Below are 15884 nucleotides of genomic sequence, written 5' to 3'. Positions count from 1 at the left end.
GAGAACGAATATACGAATTTCGTACTTTCGTTTCGGAATGAAACAAAAGCAGAAACAAAAAAATAAATTCCCGCTGACGCCTGTTAATAAAGGGAATAAACATCCATCTTCTACAGACACAAAACGCAGATTGACACTTGCACTCATCATTGGCATTTTCGGAATTCTTCTTTATTCAAACACTCTTTCCAATGGGTATGTGCTGGATGATTTTTCTGCGATAAAAGAAAACAATATTGTAAGGCAGGGCATTCACTCCATTCCTGAAATTTTCAAAACCTCTTATCGGCAGGGCTACCTTTCAATTAAAGATGGATTATACCGCCCGCTCTCGCTCGCCACCTATGCGATTGAATGGAATTATTTTCCTGACAAACCTGGTGTTAGCCATTTTGTAAATATTATTTTGTATGGAATTACGGGAATGATGTTATTTTTTTTCCTCTGTCGCTTATCCCCTTTTGGAGGGAACTTTGGGGGAGGAAATGAATTATTCGCATTCATCACCTCCCTCTTGTTTATCGCTCATCCATTGCATGTGGAAGTAGTAGCAAACATCAAAAGCCGTGATGAAATGCTTTGTTTCCTTTTTGTTATTTGCAGTTTTATTTTTGTTTTTCGATTTATCGAAAACAGAAAGAAAAAATTTCTTGCTTATAGTCTGCTGACCTATTTTCTTTCGCTCTTTTCCAAAGAAACCTCCATCACATTTCTCGCTTTGCTTCCATTGGCTGTGCATTTTTTCACACCTGCTTCTATAAGAAAAAATGTTTCTATTACTTCCTTTTTTGTCGGAACTGCAGTCATATATCTCCTCATCAGGCATTCTGTTCTTCAGGGATTTTCCGATACAGGCGTTTCCATGGCGGATAATATTATTGCAGGAACAAAAACTTTCAGCACACATATAGGAACCTCATTTTATATTCTTGGTTTGTATATTATGAAATTAATTTCCCCTCACCCGCTTTCCTATGATTATTCTTTCAATCAGATTCCGATTGTTGATATGGGAAATGTCTTGTCAATAATTTCATTGCTGTTTTATCTGGCGATAGGAAGTTATTCTGCATTTATTCTTTTCAAGTCCTTCAAAGAAAATCATGAATCAGGAGGCAGGAATCAGGAATTAAAATGCATTTCTTTCGGAATATTATTTTTCCTGATTACTATTTTTATTTTTTCGAATCTTGTTCTCATTATTGGAACATCCATGGGTGACCGACTGATGTATTTTCCTTCGCTTGGCTTCTGTATTTGCATAGCGGTGCTTTATATAAAATATTTCATGAAGGATAATCCAAAACTGGAAGTTGGAAACTGGAAATTATATCCGCTTGCTGTTGTGCTGATTCTTTTTTCTTATAAAACCTATTCGCGTAATCCCGACTGGAAAGATAATTACACTCTTTATTCGCACGATGTGAATATTATCCCAAATAGCGTAAAGGCACATTATTATCTTGGGTTGGAACTTGTGAAAGTTATCGCAAATGCTGAACCTGATGCTGAGAAAAAGAAAAAGATTTATGAAGAAGGAATTGCTGAGCTGGAAAAAGCGGTTAAGATTCATCCTACTTTCGCCAGTGCTTATACGCAAATGGGCGTTGCATATTACAGAATGAAAAATTATGAGAAGGCAATAGTGAATTATAATAAAGCCGCTGAACTAAGTCCTTCGGATGCTATTACGTTAAACAATATTGGCACGGTGTATTTCGAATGGGGCAAATACTCTGAAGCAAAAGAAAAATTTCAACAGGCAGTGCAGATAGATCCGCGCTTTATTGATGCCAACATGAATTTAGGAAGTGTTCTGGGAACTATAAAAGATTTCAATGGAGCGATTGTAAGTTTTCAAAATGCTATTAAATATGCGCCCGATAATGCAAGAGCGTATTTTTTTATTGCCATCACCTATCAGAATATGGGAGATAAAGTAAATGCAGATAAGTATTTTCAGATTGCCCAGCAGATGGATCCTAAACTGAAAAAGCAGTAATAGCCAGATTTTTTATTTCTCCTTTTTATAATAATTATCGGAAAAGAATTTTCTATACTCATTGATGTTTTTCAGCTGGTAAAAAACCACATAGTTATCGCTCGATATGGGAAATATCTGGTAATCTTCAGGTGAAATATCTTTAAATACTTTGCTATCCTGATTGATTAAGTCAAAATAATCTTTCGCCTTTCCAGCAGTGGAAAATGTTTTCACACTCACGATTTGATGTTCCATATCCATCAGTGCATGACTTGTAGAAAGATCTGACAAACGGAAATATTCTGAATTAAAATTTGAAATACGTATTTCGAAATCGCTGATATTAATTTTTTTTGCAGAAATAATTATGATACATTGATGTTCTGAACTGTCCTTGAAAGTGTAGGGAGACATGTACTTGATTGTGTCTTTCAGTGCAGCAGAATCCACAGGAGCTTCTTTTAGTTTTTTCATATAGTCAAGTAATTCCTGCGCCTTGGCTTTTGCATCATCCTTAGGATATTTCGCTATCACTCCCTGCAGTGCCTTTTCATAATCATCCTCACCGTGTGTTCTGCCAATAGAATACGCACGTAAGAGTGCAAACTTAGGCATCAGATCGCTGCTGCTGTAAAATGAATCTGCCTTGTTCACCATTGCAATCACTTCTCCATACTGCGCCTGATGATATGCATAAAAAGTTTCTCCATAAAATTTTTCTATCTCATTTTTTGATGCAAGCAGCGCCTTCTGATAATCAGGGTTCCTGATAATCTTCGCATACTCTGAATCAGGATGTTCATTCAGGATTTTGTCTTTATAATAATTCGCTCTGCCTTGATTATTCTCTGCCAGATAAATGCGATATAATTGATAATAAAGGTTCAATGTGTACTTGTTATCAGGATAACGCTTGAGAAGTTCTTCAAATGTTTCGGCAGATTTTGGATTATTCTGCAAATCTTCTTTATAAATGCCTCCAAGTATATAATAGGCATCAATGATTTTAAGGCGTGATTTTACTTTCTGATCTTCGTCAAATGGAATATTCTTTATGTAATAAGCTTGTGTTTTGTTGTCAGCAATTTTTCCTTTAACAGCAGTATCTTCTTTTGCAGTGTCAACTTGTTCTTCAGCCATAATGGTTTCTTTGCTGCTTCTCCTCCAGTTATCTTCCAAAGTGCGGTTGCCCCATTTTTTAAAAAACTCAGCAAAACCAAAACTCACCGTGTTGGTGTTGTAAAAATACCATGTTCCGCTTGAATTTCCGCTCTGCCAAGGATTATTGTCATTCGTTAAAGAAGTGCTGTTTGAAGTATTTCCTTTTGCTTCCTGCTCCTGTTTTTTCTTTTCTTCTTCTTCAATTAGTTTTGCAATAATTCCATCAATCAGTTTTCCGATTTGTGCAGTATCCATTGCTGAAACTTTCAGCAAGCTGTCTTCGCGCGAAATGATGGAAATATTTTTTATCATCGCTGTCAGACTTTCTTTTTTATTTTTTATCTGCTCGTAGTTTTTATAATCTTTCGGCAAGAAAGCCATGGTGCTGTCATAATACGATTGAGCAGGTTTATATTCTTTCCGGTCGAAATAAATATCAGCAATGTGCAGATAGCTCACTCCTTTCTGGCGTGTGTTTGCCATGCTACTCTGAGCTGATAATTTAAAATAGGCAAGAGCCGATGGAATATCATTTTCCCTGTATGAAATATCTCCGAGTGCATAATAAACCTGATCAAGATATTCTTTGTTTTTTTCATCCTTCAGCATCCTCTGCAATTCCCTTTTCAATTCTTTTGTATCGGCTCCTTTATCAACCTGAAAAGTTCTTGCTTTTGCCAGCCGCGCATTGAATTCAATTTCATAGGAGGGATGAAGTTTTGCTGCTCCGGAATAATAATCGGTTGCTTTTTTCAAATCCCCTTCATCTTCATAAAGTTGCGCGAGAATGTATAAATACCTTCCGCGAATAGTTTTCTTTTTAGTAAGTTCAACTGCTTTTGCGAGCGCTTCCTCTGCTTTTTTATACTGTTCAGTTCGAACATAATAATCTGAAAGCACAGATTGATAGTCATCGCGCAAACGCTTGGGAAGATTTTTATCGTGCTTCAGCAAATCGAGAATAGGACCAGTCTTTATCACGCTGTTCATCTGGTTATAGGAGCGAACCAGCCATAGAAAAGCATCATACTTGACAGGATTCTCAGAAAATATTTTCACTACATATTCAAAGACAGTTACAGCGGCATAATAATCACGCTTGTAAAAGTGAGCTTTGCCAAGTGTCATATAATTTTCGTCAATCCACCTGTTATGCTCTTTCCCTTTGATGAGCATGGAATGATATTGTATTACTTTATTTATTTTTTCTATCGCCTTGTCGAACTGCGGATAGTTTGCTTTTGCCGCTTTGTCATCTGCATATTTGAACACCGGTAGTATTTTGCTGTAATCGTCTTTGTGCGCTTTTTCGAGATTAAAAATTCCTTCATCCAAGCTTACATTTGCCCAGTAAAGACCATTATAATGTGCAGTAAGATTATGATAAGTGCGGCTGGTGAATGTGTTTTTCTTTTGAGAGCAGGAGGATAGAAGGCAGATGGCTGATGGCAGAAAGCAAGTGGCAAAGAGTCGTATTTTTTTAAAGAAATTCATTTTTGAAAACTTCCTCCTTAACTATATAAGGACGAAAATATTGTATGCCGAAATTAAGGATTTATACTGATTTGATAAGGTAGTAATTCTTCTTTCCTTTTTGAGCAAGGATGTATTTGCCATTGAGAAGATGTGATGAAGAAATTAATGCCTTAATATTACTGAGTTTTTCCTTATTAATGGCAACGCCACCCTGCTGAATCATTTTCCGGGCTTCTCCTTTAGAAGGAAATATTTTTGTTTTCTCGGAAAAAAAATCTACCGCATTGATTCCTTTTTCAAGTTCAGATTTAAAAATTTCCATCTGAGGCACTCCATCAAAGGCAGAAAGCAAATCATCTTCAGAAAGTTTTTTTAATGCTTCTGCTGTGGATTCGCCAAACAAAATTTCAGATGCTTCCACCGCTGAATTAAAATCATTTTCAGAGTGAACTCTTACAGTTACATCCTTTGCTAATGCTTTTTGCAAAAGACGAAGATGAGGCGCTTCGCTGTGTTTGTGTTCGAGCAGTTCAATTTCTTCTTCGGTCAGCAACGTGAAAATCCTGATATATGTTTTCGCATCATCATCAGATGCATTCATCCAGAATTGAAAAAATTGGTAAGGAGATGTTTTCTTTGGATCAAGCCAAATATTTCCGCTTTCTGTTTTACCAAACTTACTTCCATCAGATTTTTTGACGAGTTGGGTTGTCAATGCAAATGCTTCTCCCTTGCCCTTCCTTCTGATAAGTTCAGTTCCGGTAACAATATTTCCCCACTGGTCGGAACCGCCCATCTGGAGTTTCACATTTTTATTTTTCCATAAATAATAAAAATCATACCCTTGAAAAAGTTGATACATAAATTCAGTGAATGACATTCCTGCATCTAATCTGCTTTTCACAGATTCCTTTGCCATCATGTAACTGACTGTAATGTGCTTTCCGATGTCGCGCGCAAAATCAAGAGCATCGTATTCTTTCAGCCAATCGTAATTATTCACAATCTCGGCAGAATTTTTTCCGCAGTTGAAGTCAAGAAATTTTTCTAACTGAACTTTTATGCATCCAAGATTGTGATTCAATATTTTTTCATCGAGTAAATTCCTTTCTTCAGATTTCCCCGAAGGGTCTCCCACCATTCCTGTTGCTCCACCAACCAAAGCGATTGGTTTGTGTCCTGCTTTCTGAAAATGAAGAAGCGTCATTATCTGCGCTAAACTTCCCACATGCAAAGAATCCGCAGTGGGGTCAAAACCGATATATCCAGCCACAGTTTCCTTATTCAATAATTCTTCGGTGCCGGGCATCACATCGTGAAGCATTCCGCGCCATTTGAGTTCTTCAACAAAATTCTTTTTCATAATCGCCAAAGATAAATGATTTACATTTACTCTATGATTTTAGTTACGGGTGGAACCGGATTAATTGGCGCTCATCTTTTACATGACCTTATTAAAAAAGGCGAACGTGTGAGGGCATTGAGAAGAACAAAAAGCAATCTGGATGAAGTTAGGAAAATTTTTGCCTATTATTCTTCAAATGCCGATGAGCTTTTCTCAAAAATTGAATGGGTTGAAGGCGAGATGCTTGATATTTTTTCTTTGGCTGAAGCGATGATAGATGTAAGACATGTTTATCACTGCTCTGCCATTGTTTCCCTGAATCCGAAACACGGTGAAAGAATGATTCATACCAATCTTACTGGCACAGCAAACATGGTAAATGTTGCGCTGGAAAAAAAAATTCAGAAGTTCTGCCATGTAAGTTCGGTGGCTGCTCTGGGTATTGAATTCGGAAAAGAAATTACAGAAGAAACCTATTGGAATGAGAAAACTAATTTTTCCGCTTATGCCATTAGTAAATACTTGTCAGAAAATGAAGTATGGCGAGCCTCTCAGGAAGGGCTAAATATGGTTATTGTAAATCCATCGGTCGTAGTAGGACCCGGCAACTGGAGGAGAAGCAGCGGAGACATTTTTCTTAGCGCTAATAAAGGATTTCGCTGGTACACAAGCGGAGGAATTGGTTATGTAGATGTGCGCGATGTTGTGAGAGCAATGACTGTGCTGATGAACAACGAAATTAAAAACGAAAAATTCATTCTATCATCTGAAAACCTGCCGTACAAAAAATTTATGGAGATGGTTTATAGCTCGTTAGGCAAAGCAGTTCCCGATAAAAAAGCAGGAAAATTTATTCTAGAAATTGCGTGGCGGCTTGATAAACTACAAAGTTCGCTTACAAACTCCCGGCATATTTTAACAAGGGAAATCGCAAAATATTCGCAAATGAATTTATCCTACTCCAGTCGAAAATTTCAAAACGCATTTCAGTTTGAATTCATGCCTGTTCTGCAATCGGTTAATGACACAGTTTCGCATTTTCTTGCCGATTCCATAATCAATTCAAAGTAAACTTTTACCTTTTTTATGATAATGAATGACAATCTGATACATCGGAGAAAAATATTACTTTTGGCACTCCATTTTACTATATGAAAAAACTGATTTTTTTCTTCGCACTGTTTTTCTTGAGTATCTTTTCATTTTCACAGGAATGGGAGTGGACAAAAGTTGCCGGAGGTCCTGCGGTAGATAAAATAACAGGCATTGCTACAGATCTGACAGGAAATATTTTCGTAACAGGATATTTTGACAGCATCATTGCTTTTGACAGTACACGCCTTGTAAGCGCGGGCGGAACCGATGTATTCATCGCAAAATACGATGCCGATGGCGTTCTCCTATGGGCAAAACAGGTTGGCGGGCAAAATGATGACTACGCAAACGCTATCAGTACAGATATTACCGGCAACTGCTATATAACAGGATTCTTTTTTATCCAAGGTGCAACTACAACCATGGGAAGCACCACCATTACACAAGCAGGAGACGCAGATATATTTGTTTCAAAGTTCAATCCTTCCGGAAACCTCTTATGGGTACGCAATGGAGGAGGCAAAACTGAAGACGGAGGTTTTGGAATTGCAACCGATGTTTCTGGAAACAGTTACGTGTGCGGATATTTCAGCGGTACCGCTTTGTTTGGAAATACAAAAATTACGAGTGTTGGCTACAGCGATGTGTTTGTATCCAAATACGATGCAGCAGGTAATCTTGTCTGGATAAGAACCGGAGGCGGTGCTTATCAGGACGAAGCATACGCCATCAGCACCGATGTTGCCGGCAACTGTTATCTCACAGGATATTTTACCGGCAATGCCACGTTTGGAGGAACAGCGCTTGCAAGTGCAGGATACTTTGATACAGATATATTCTTAATAAAATATAACCCGAGCGGTATAATGTTATGGGCAAAGCGCGCAGGAGGAACCGCAAACGACATTGGCTATGGAATTGATGTGGCAAACAACGGGCAAATTTTTGTAGGAGGTGTTTTCTATGGAACAAAATCTTTTGGGGGGAATATGTTAACAAGAGTATCCGGAAGCAACGGTTTTCTGGCAAAATTTGAATCGAGCGGAAAGTTAGCTTGGACAAGAGGCACAAACGGAACCGGCTTAAACGAATACAGAAAAGTTTCTACCGATGCCGCAGGAAATTGTTATGTGGCTGCCGCTATCAGCCAAGATGTTTTGTTTGGAAGCATTAATATTACTAGCGCGGGTGGAAAAGATGCGTGCATAGTAAAATACGATCAGAAGGGAAGCTTGATGTGGGTTCTTCAGGGAGGCGGAACAGAAGATGATGAAGGCATGACTATTTCTTCTGATCAGGCAGGCAATTGTTACGTGGGCGGTGAATTCAATACAAATGGAGAATTCGGCAGACTGAAATTTTCAGGATGGGGTCTTCAGGATATTTTCATTTCGAGGATAAAATAATATAAACTTTCCCAACCTTTTTGTTTAATCCCAACATTAGGCGGGAAGTGAAAGAAGATTTTTATAAAATGACTTTTGTAAATTAATCGGCTCCATAGTTCAATTGGATAGAACGGAAGTTTCCTAAACTTTAAATCCAGGTTCGATTCCTGGTGGAGTCACAATTTACAGAATATGTTCGGTCAGAAAAATTTCTAAATCATATCGTAGAACTTATAAAAAAGTGACTCAATGCATTTTGCCATGCACCCAACTATGAGAGACGACAGAGTCTCAAAAACTATTTCATGCCAATGCTTTACTCTTCTTTTCAGAAGGTAAATCAGCTTGTATATTTCTTCGCGCAAACATTGCTCCACCCAATGCTCCCATAAAAATAGAATCGGTGTGGATGTTGATTTTTATTTTGTCTCCGTAATTTTCTTTTACAAGTTGTCCGAGATATTTTATGACTGCCGGATTTCTCGCAACTCCTCCTGTGAAAGTAAATTCATTGAACACTCCTCCTGAACGCGCAATCAAAGACATAGCACGCATAATGATGGCTTTGTGCAATCCTCCCAAAATATCTTCGCGCTTCTCTCCAAGGTTGGTAAGTTCGCGGAGTTCAGCACCGGCAAATACAGTACAAGTAGAACAAATAATAACTTCTTTCTCCGCTTTCATTGCCATGGGACCCAATTCATTCAGCGAAATACTCATCTCATCCGCAATATAGCCGAGGTATCTTCCGCACCCAGCAGCGCAGCGATCATTCATCTGGAAACTTGTAACTAATCCGTACTTATCCACCTGAATTGCTTTTGTGTCCTGTCCGCCAATATCCAAAACAGTTCTTGTTTCAGGGAAAACAGCATGAGCTCCAAACGCATGACATAAAATTTCAGAACGAATGCAATCTTCCGGAAAAGGTAAAAGTGCACGGCCGTAACCAGTTCCGGTCATGTTGGTAATGTTGAATTCTATTTCAGCAATTTCATCAATATGCGCACGAAGAGTTTCTGAAACATGAGTAAAATTTCCTTTCAGCAAATTCATTTCAGCATCAAAATTCACGCTGGTGCTGTCTGCAGAAGTTTCAGGAAGATTTTTATATTTTTCTTTCAACTCGTCCATTGCTTTATGAACGAGTTCTTTGAAATTAAAAGTTACGCGTTGATTTTCGGCAGGGCTGATACTCTTGTCCCACACGGTCATTAGCGGTTCGAAGAGCGACATATCGAGCTTGTTCACTTCCTCATTATATTTTTCAGAAACAATATCGCGGAAGAACTGATTTTTTGCTCCAAGATTATTGTACAGGTAATCGTGTTTGATTACCGGCTTGAATACTTTGCGGATACTTCTCAAATGCCCGAGGATTTCATTTCTCTTTTTTTCATCTTTAAAAAATTCATTGCAGGTTCTTACCAATTCATCTCCCAGTTTATCCAGACGAACCTTGAATTGCTCGTATTGAAAAACACTTTCCAGATCAATAATGTATCTTTTATACTCGGGTTTCGCTTTCATTTCATCTCCCATTTTTTTCTGGAGGATGGAAAAGCGCGCATTGTAAACAGCTTCATCGCGGGCAATGTCAGCAGCCACAGAATAATTAGAACGCGTGTTTGTGATTCCGCGTCCGATAATTTCATCGTCCTCGTTAATGATCACCGCTTTGGATGTGGTTGAACCAAGGTCAACTCCTAAATAATATTTATTCATTTCAGTATAGATTTTTAATTATGCTAAAACTCCTTCCTGTTTCAAAATAATTTTTCGCTGTCCTAGCATCTGGAAATAGGATTCCAAACGATTCTTAATATTCGCATAGGAAAAATATCTTGGATCTACTAAATCACTTTCTATGAAACCAACAGGAACACCTGTGCGCTGCTCGATTTCGCGCATGATCATTAATTGTCCTGCAGAAAATGAATTGCATGATTTGATAGAGTTGATTAAAAAGCCATCGGCTTTATATTCCTTCACATATTTTTCCAATAAACCTACTCGCTGAGGCAAATTCATGTTTGTGTAAACACCCATGCAATATTTTGACAAACTTTCGAGCGGCTCTTTCGGATCGTGGCGGAAACCTAAATCGTAAACTCCACCAACTTTTGTATAGGAAGAAGCGACAATGACCGCGCCCATATCATAAAATATTTTCCAGAACTCGCGGAAGTTTGTCCAGTTGGGCGGACCTTCCACCACCAAACGAAATTTTTGTTCTTTGATTTCTCCTTCCGGTGTAACGGGACCAAGTCCAAGTCTCATTCTCTCCTGAACTTCGTTCCAGAGTTCGGTATAATATTCAACGGCTGCTTCTGTTCCGCGAAATGCTGTGAAGATGGGACCGATGTAATATACACCAGCGAAATAAGCATCAATGGGCGAAGGAACATTTTTTGCACTCTCTAAAACTTTCACTAGTAAATCTTCTGCCTTCACAGAATTCTCCATCATCTTTGACAAACGTGTTTGATCATATTTTTTCCCTGATACCTTTTCCATTTTCGGAATCACATCTTCTTTCAACTGCTTTACCATGTAATCAATTTGATCTTGCGTAATTTTTCCATCTTCCTGATAAGGAGTGTGCAACATAGCAACCGGAACTCCGGGATAAAGTCGCTCAAGATTTTCAAACCATTTTAAAAATGTGAAACATCCTGTATAACTAAGCAAAAGCAAATCGGGCGAAGGAAGTTTTTCTCCGGTGGGACCGATATTTCCGTTCAACATCATGCCAATATCACACTTCACATAGGTGCAAACGTCTTCGGAATAGCCCATTTTTTCTGCGTCCTTAATATAAGAACCGGATTTTTTTCGCATGCCTGATTGCAATGCATTTATTTCAGGATAAACGGGAAGCATATCGAACGAAAGAATCAGTTCGGTGAGATTTCCTGGAACGAAAGTGTACACTACTTTTTTTCCAAGCTCTTTTGCTTTACCGAGATCATGAAATTGTTTTGCGAGCATATCCTTTTGAAGGTTCATGCTTTTTTCTTTGATTGCTTCTTTGGGGTCTGCCATGTGAATTTTTTTTCTTGGTTCTTAATTTATTTCTGATTTATGCCCAGAGTTTTATTGAATCTGAAAAAGTTCCTGCCTGTTCTTTTATCACTTTGAACTGTCCGGTATTTTCATGATACTGAAAATTAATGTGCGGAATTCCGGCAGCGTCACATTCCTGTTGCATTTGCGGACGATCAAGCAAAGCAGGATCGCAGAAACTTGCTGCAGAAAAAATTATTCCATCCGCATTTCTTTCTTTCGTAAGTGTAACCAACCTTTTTCCTTTGGGATTTCCAACATCATAAAAGCAGGAAGAAAATGTGCTTTGATTGATGTACGCGTCCGCAAGCACTTCCAACGGCTTGCTGGAATTATCTTTAATGTTTCCAAGAATTAATCTTGAACCAAGCATGAAATCATCTTCCACAATATAACAACTAGCCATCTCAATGGATTTTATCAAGCCGATAGGCGGCTGCTCGCAGAAAGAACCGCTTACAACAACTCTGATGTTGTCCATAGGTTCTCCGCGCTCTTTACTGATGTGCTCTACCACCTGTTCCAGAATTTCATTGTGTTCTTCTACCGGAATTGTTATTCCTGCCCGGAGTATGTGATAGGTTTCTACGGCAGATAACCTCCACGGAAATTCCTGACGGATATCGTATATTTTTTCTATCAACTCTCTGTTCTTGTTATAAAGTTTTATTGCATGATTTATTCCTTCCGTAGTTACTTTCACTTTATTTACATTGTACATATCTTCCATTATCTTTTCCATTTCCTGTATGTAAAAAGTGCCTCCGATGAGCGCGTCAAAATTCTGAGGGTAATCAAAGTAGCGCTGAAAGCTTCCCTTCTTTGAAAGTTTAAACATGCCGGAAAGATTTCTTACACAGTCGCAGATTGCGGGAAACATGAACCCGTCAAAGTTGTCAAGGTTTTTATCAAGCGCCATTTCAATAATTCCGCGCGGGAGATGGCAGATATACGATTGATAATACGCATCGCCTTTGATGATTTGTTTTCTGTCGCCCGAGCCCATGATTCCGACCAGTAAACCATTAGCTGCGTGAATAATTTCACGCGGAACATAAATAGGAAGATAGCCGACAAGAATTCTGTCTTTGCCATCTGTTTTCCATTTTTTTGCCCTCGTGAAATTCAGATCAAAGGCAAGTGTTTCGCATTCTTTCAGGAGTGTATCAAGTGTTTTCATTTCTCAATTATTTTAGGCAAAGTAACTTCCATGTGTAATATGATACTATGATTTTCATCATGTTTTAAAGACTATTTGGCAAGTAGTTTCGTAGAGAAATAATTTATTATGGAAGAGACTTATGGCGTAGTGATTCTTGCAGGAGGGAAGTCGGAACGCATGAATTTTCCGAAAGTATTTCTGGATTTCAATGGGGAAACTTTTCTGCAGAAAATTACCGAAACTTATTTTAATGCGGACATAAAAAATATTTGCGTAGTGATTAATAAAGAATACAGCGAAGGCGAGTGGAAAAAACAAATTGAATCAGTAAAACCGTTTGTTTCAGAAATAGTAAAAACAGATTCCAATTTTGGAAGATTTCATTCATTAAAACTCGGAATCAACAAAATGCTATCCTGTGATTTTGTTTTTATACAGAACGCTGATAATCCTTTCGTTGATAAAGAGATTATTGAAAGATTAATGAAGAACAGATATTCTCTCGGATACACGCAACTTTTTTATCAGGCAAGAAAAGGTCATCCCGTATTAATTTCAAAAAAAATCATTCGACTTATCAGCGCTACGCAGGGAAGCGAACATAACTTGAGGGATATTTTGGCGGAGTTCCCAAAAATAGATGTAGAAGTCAACGACAAACGAGTTCTTGCCAATATTAACATGAAAGAAGATTACGAGAAATATATTTTCGCGCAGGCATGAAAAATATTTATGAAATAATAATTGAAATTCAGAAAGCAGGCACAAATGCAGTTGTCTGCACGATTGTAAATACAAAAGGAAGTACACCACGAAAAATAGGAGCGAAAATGATCGTGTACGAGAACGGCAAAATTTTCGGAACGATTGGAGGAGGAGAACTTGAAAAAGCAGTTATAAAAAACGCACTTGAACAGATAAAAGAAAATGAACCGAAAATATTTCGTCACGATTTGTTGCATCAGCACGGGATGTGCTGTGGCGGAACAGTTGATATTTATATTGAACCCATCATGAAGAAAAATAAACTTTACATTTTTGGCGCAGGACATACCGGACAAGCGCTTGCAAAATACGCTGTGAATTTTCAATTCGAAGTAGTGCTTATTGATGACCGAAAAGAATATGTGGATGATTGCAGGCAGGAAGAAGTAAGCAAAATGAATTTGTCATACGAGCAGGCGTTGAAGATTTTGCCTTTTGATGAAAACACTTTTATCTGCATCATGACTTATTCTCATCCCATTGACCGTGATATTCTTGCCTTCTGCATTAAGAAACCGTTTGCTTATCTCGGCATGATAGGCAGCCAGCGAAAAGTGAAGATGACAAAAAAAATGTTTACAGAAGGGTTAAACATTTCAGAAGAAGAGTTGGAAAAAGTGGATATGCCGATGGGAATAGATATTGGCGCGGAAGGTCCGGAAGAAATTGCGGTAAGCATACTCGGAAAATTAATCGCTGTTAAAAATAAAATCATATTATGGAAAAAAGAATTGCAATTGTAACAGGCGCTTCCCGCGGAATCGGAAGAGCCATTGCGCAGAAACTTTCTGTTGACGGTTTTTTTGTTGTCATGGTCGTAAGCACGGATATTGCCGGCTGCGAAACACTCAGAAACGAAATCGGAACTGATAAATCTTCCGCACATCTTTGTCACATCGGCAAGTCAGAACCCGTTGCTGCGTTATTCGCAGAAGTGATGAAACAGCACGGGCGGGTTGATGTGGTGGTGAACAATGCCGGCATTATTAAGGACAATATGATTTGGAAAATGAGTGAGGAAGATTTTGACACTGTAATCAATGTCAACCTGAAAGGAACATGGCTCATGTGCAAAGAGGCGGCAAAAATCATGAAGGAACAAAAATCAGGAAGAGTAATAAATATTTCTTCCCGCGCATGGCTCGGCAACCGCGGGCAATCTAATTACTCGGCTTCCAAAGGAGGTGTAAACGCACTCACGCGTGTGCTCGCCCTGGAACTGGGCAAGTTCAATGTGCTGGTAAATGCCGTTGCCCCAGGACTGATTGAAACTCCCATGACACAAGCTTTGAAACCGGAAGTTCAGCAACAACTCATAGACGCGCAGCCGACAAAAACAATGGGCAAGCCCGAAGATGTTGCCAATGTGGTTGCTTTTCTTGCTTCTGAAAAGGCGCAGTTCATAACCGGACAATTAATTTATGTGGATGGAGGAAAAAGTATTGGAGCAGGGTCATGACTAACATTATTTAGATTTTGAGTTCAAAAATATATATTTGAAAAAACAATTGCTATTCACCTTTTCATTTGAACAGTAGAATAATAGAACATTTGAATAACGAATAGCGAAATAAAATGAGAGAAAAGAAATATGATATTGAAGAACGGTTAATTGATTTTGCAGTTGATATTATATTTTTTGTAGAAAGTTTACCAAATTCAAAATCAGCATCTCATTTAGGAGGACAATTGCTGAGGTCAGGCACCTCTCCATCTTTAAATTATGGTGAAGCAAAAAGCGCTGAATCTAAAAGTGATTTTCTTCATAAGATGAAAGTATGCCTGAAAGAGTTGAGGGAGTCATACAACTGCTTAAGAATAATGCATAGAGCAAAATTTATCCCGATAAATCTGGAGAGCAACAAGTAAAAGAATTGATAACAGAATGTAATGAATTAATTTCAATTTTTGTTAAAAGTATTGAAACAGCATCAAAGTCAAAACCTACTTCTTAATTCGTTATTCACATGTTCAAATGTTCGTTATTCAATTATGCATACGGACTAAATAGCAACAAATAATTTTTTTCCCATGAATACAAATCCTGCTCTCCCTTCTTTGCGTAATGCTTCTTCGCTTTTGCGCATTGCCAATGACGAACTCTGCCGCCCGAGTGAAGACACGGTTACACTTTGCGCCTGCCAAAGCACAAAAAATGCGGTGATTGAATTTCTGCAATCCTACCTCAAAGAAAAAAATGTCAAAAACATTACGAATAACTCCCTTGAAAATCTTTTAGCTGAATGTTGTAAGATTGACAGGGGATTTAAGTGCATTGATATTTCCTGCTTCGGCTGCAAAACACAAGATGAAAACTGCACCAGCGAATACTGCCTTGATGTTAAAAAAGTAAGTGAATGTTTTGAACGGGCTAAAGTTGTAGAAGAGTTTGTGCTTGCAAAACTAAAAGTGAATCCAAGAGATCTGGCATAAATCAGTAAT

12 protein-coding genes, 1 tRNA gene and 1 pseudogene are annotated in these 15884 nt (G+C 38.2%); 9 read left to right on the top strand and 5 right to left on the bottom strand.

Annotation, left to right across the window (positions count from 1 at the left end; genetic code table 11):
- Positions 1-37 precede the first annotated feature (37 nt).
- Positions 38-2002: a tetratricopeptide repeat protein gene (locus tag HY841_08480; GenBank protein ID MBI4930782.1), complete on the top strand. Its 1965-nt coding sequence runs from the start codon at positions 38-40 to the stop codon at positions 2000-2002.
- A 12-nt stretch (positions 2003-2014) separates the two neighbouring features.
- On the opposite strand, the gene HY841_08475 is transcribed toward HY841_08480, so the two are convergent.
- Positions 2015-4639: a tetratricopeptide repeat protein gene (locus HY841_08475; protein ID MBI4930781.1), complete on the bottom strand. Its 2625-nt coding sequence runs from the start codon at positions 4637-4639 to the stop codon at positions 2015-2017.
- A 61-nt stretch (positions 4640-4700) separates the two neighbouring features.
- Complete coding sequence (locus tag HY841_08470; protein ID MBI4930780.1) at positions 4701-5984, bottom strand: tyrosine--tRNA ligase; 1284 nt, start codon at positions 5982-5984, stop codon at positions 4701-4703.
- A 15-nt stretch (positions 5985-5999) separates the two neighbouring features.
- Here HY841_08470 and HY841_08465 point away from each other — a divergent pair, with 15 nt between their 5' ends.
- From HY841_08465 to HY841_08455, 3 genes are all read left to right on the top strand, one after another.
- Entirely contained in the window at positions 6000-7037 is a 1038-nt protein-coding gene (locus tag HY841_08465) for an NAD-dependent epimerase/dehydratase family protein (protein ID MBI4930779.1), read from the top strand.
- 80 nt (positions 7038-7117) lie between these two features.
- On the top strand, positions 7118-8467 hold the full coding sequence (locus HY841_08460) for an SBBP repeat-containing protein (GenBank protein ID MBI4930778.1): 1350 nt from the start codon (positions 7118-7120) through the stop codon (positions 8465-8467).
- 88 nt (positions 8468-8555) lie between these two features.
- A tRNA-Arg gene (locus HY841_08455) sits at positions 8556-8628 on the top strand.
- 124 nt (positions 8629-8752) lie between these two features.
- Here HY841_08455 and HY841_08450 read toward each other — a convergent pair.
- From HY841_08450 to bcrC, 3 genes are read right to left on the bottom strand one after another with little or no spacing between them, the layout of a single operon-like run.
- Positions 8753-10174, bottom strand: a complete 1422-nt coding sequence (locus tag HY841_08450) for a benzoyl-CoA reductase subunit A (GenBank protein ID MBI4930777.1) — start codon at positions 10172-10174, stop codon at positions 8753-8755.
- Between the two features lie 18 nt (positions 10175-10192).
- Entirely contained in the window at positions 10193-11494 is a 1302-nt protein-coding gene (gene bcrB, locus HY841_08445) for a benzoyl-CoA reductase subunit B (protein ID MBI4930776.1), read from the bottom strand.
- A 37-nt stretch (positions 11495-11531) separates the two neighbouring features.
- Complete coding sequence (gene bcrC, locus HY841_08440) at positions 11532-12695, bottom strand: benzoyl-CoA reductase subunit C (GenBank protein MBI4930775.1); 1164 nt, start codon at positions 12693-12695, stop codon at positions 11532-11534.
- 108 nt (positions 12696-12803) lie between these two features.
- Here bcrC and HY841_08435 point away from each other — a divergent pair, with 108 nt between their 5' ends.
- From HY841_08435 to HY841_08415, 5 genes and pseudogenes are all read left to right on the top strand, one after another.
- Positions 12804-13400, top strand: coding sequence for an NTP transferase domain-containing protein (locus HY841_08435; GenBank protein MBI4930774.1), 597 nt, complete (start codon positions 12804-12806; stop codon positions 13398-13400).
- On the top strand, positions 13397-14185 hold the full coding sequence (locus tag HY841_08430; GenBank protein MBI4930773.1) for an XdhC family protein: 789 nt from the start codon (positions 13397-13399) through the stop codon (positions 14183-14185). Before HY841_08435 ends, HY841_08430 begins: the two co-directional genes overlap by 4 nt.
- Positions 14158-14901: an SDR family oxidoreductase gene (locus tag HY841_08425; GenBank protein ID MBI4930772.1), complete on the top strand. Its 744-nt coding sequence runs from the start codon at positions 14158-14160 to the stop codon at positions 14899-14901. Before HY841_08430 ends, HY841_08425 begins: the two co-directional genes overlap by 28 nt.
- Positions 14902-15017: 116 nt before the next feature.
- Positions 15018-15397 (top strand): annotated as a pseudogene (locus HY841_08420) (four helix bundle protein).
- Positions 15398-15473: 76 nt separating this feature from the next.
- On the top strand, positions 15474-15875 hold the full coding sequence (locus tag HY841_08415) for a hypothetical protein (GenBank protein ID MBI4930771.1): 402 nt from the start codon (positions 15474-15476) through the stop codon (positions 15873-15875).
- Positions 15876-15884 lie beyond the last annotated feature (9 nt).

The sequence above is a fragment of the Bacteroidota bacterium genome (assembly GCA_016213405.1).
GTDB lineage: Bacteria > Bacteroidota > Bacteroidia > Palsa-948 > Palsa-948 > Palsa-948.
The sequence above is the reverse complement of the archived record's forward strand: the minus strand, read 5'-3'. Positions and strand labels throughout refer to the sequence as shown.

What these genes read in the sequence shown, in the direction of transcription:
- HY841_08480 (MBI4930782.1), top strand. Translation starts at nt 38, where the DNA reads ATGAAACAAAAGCAGAAACAAAAAAATAAATTCCCGCTGACGCCTGTT.
- HY841_08475 (MBI4930781.1), bottom strand. Translation starts at nt 4,639, where the DNA reads ATGAATTTCTTTAAAAAAATACGACTCTTTGCCACTTGCTTTCTGCCA.
- HY841_08470 (MBI4930780.1), bottom strand. Translation starts at nt 5,984, where the DNA reads ATGAAAAAGAATTTTGTTGAAGAACTCAAATGGCGCGGAATGCTTCAC.
- HY841_08465 (MBI4930779.1), top strand. Translation starts at nt 6,000, where the DNA reads ATGATTTACATTTACTCTATGATTTTAGTTACGGGTGGAACCGGATTA.
- HY841_08460 (MBI4930778.1), top strand. Translation starts at nt 7,118, where the DNA reads ATGAAAAAACTGATTTTTTTCTTCGCACTGTTTTTCTTGAGTATCTTT.
- HY841_08450 (MBI4930777.1), bottom strand. Translation starts at nt 10,174, where the DNA reads ATGAATAAATATTATTTAGGAGTTGACCTTGGTTCAACCACATCCAAA.
- bcrB (MBI4930776.1), bottom strand. Translation starts at nt 11,494, where the DNA reads ATGGCAGACCCCAAAGAAGCAATCAAAGAAAAAAGCATGAACCTTCAA.
- bcrC (MBI4930775.1), bottom strand. Translation starts at nt 12,695, where the DNA reads ATGAAAACACTTGATACACTCCTGAAAGAATGCGAAACACTTGCCTTT.
- HY841_08435 (MBI4930774.1), top strand. Translation starts at nt 12,804, where the DNA reads ATGGAAGAGACTTATGGCGTAGTGATTCTTGCAGGAGGGAAGTCGGAA.
- HY841_08430 (MBI4930773.1), top strand. Translation starts at nt 13,397, where the DNA reads ATGAAAAATATTTATGAAATAATAATTGAAATTCAGAAAGCAGGCACA.
- HY841_08415 (MBI4930771.1), top strand. Translation starts at nt 15,474, where the DNA reads ATGAATACAAATCCTGCTCTCCCTTCTTTGCGTAATGCTTCTTCGCTT.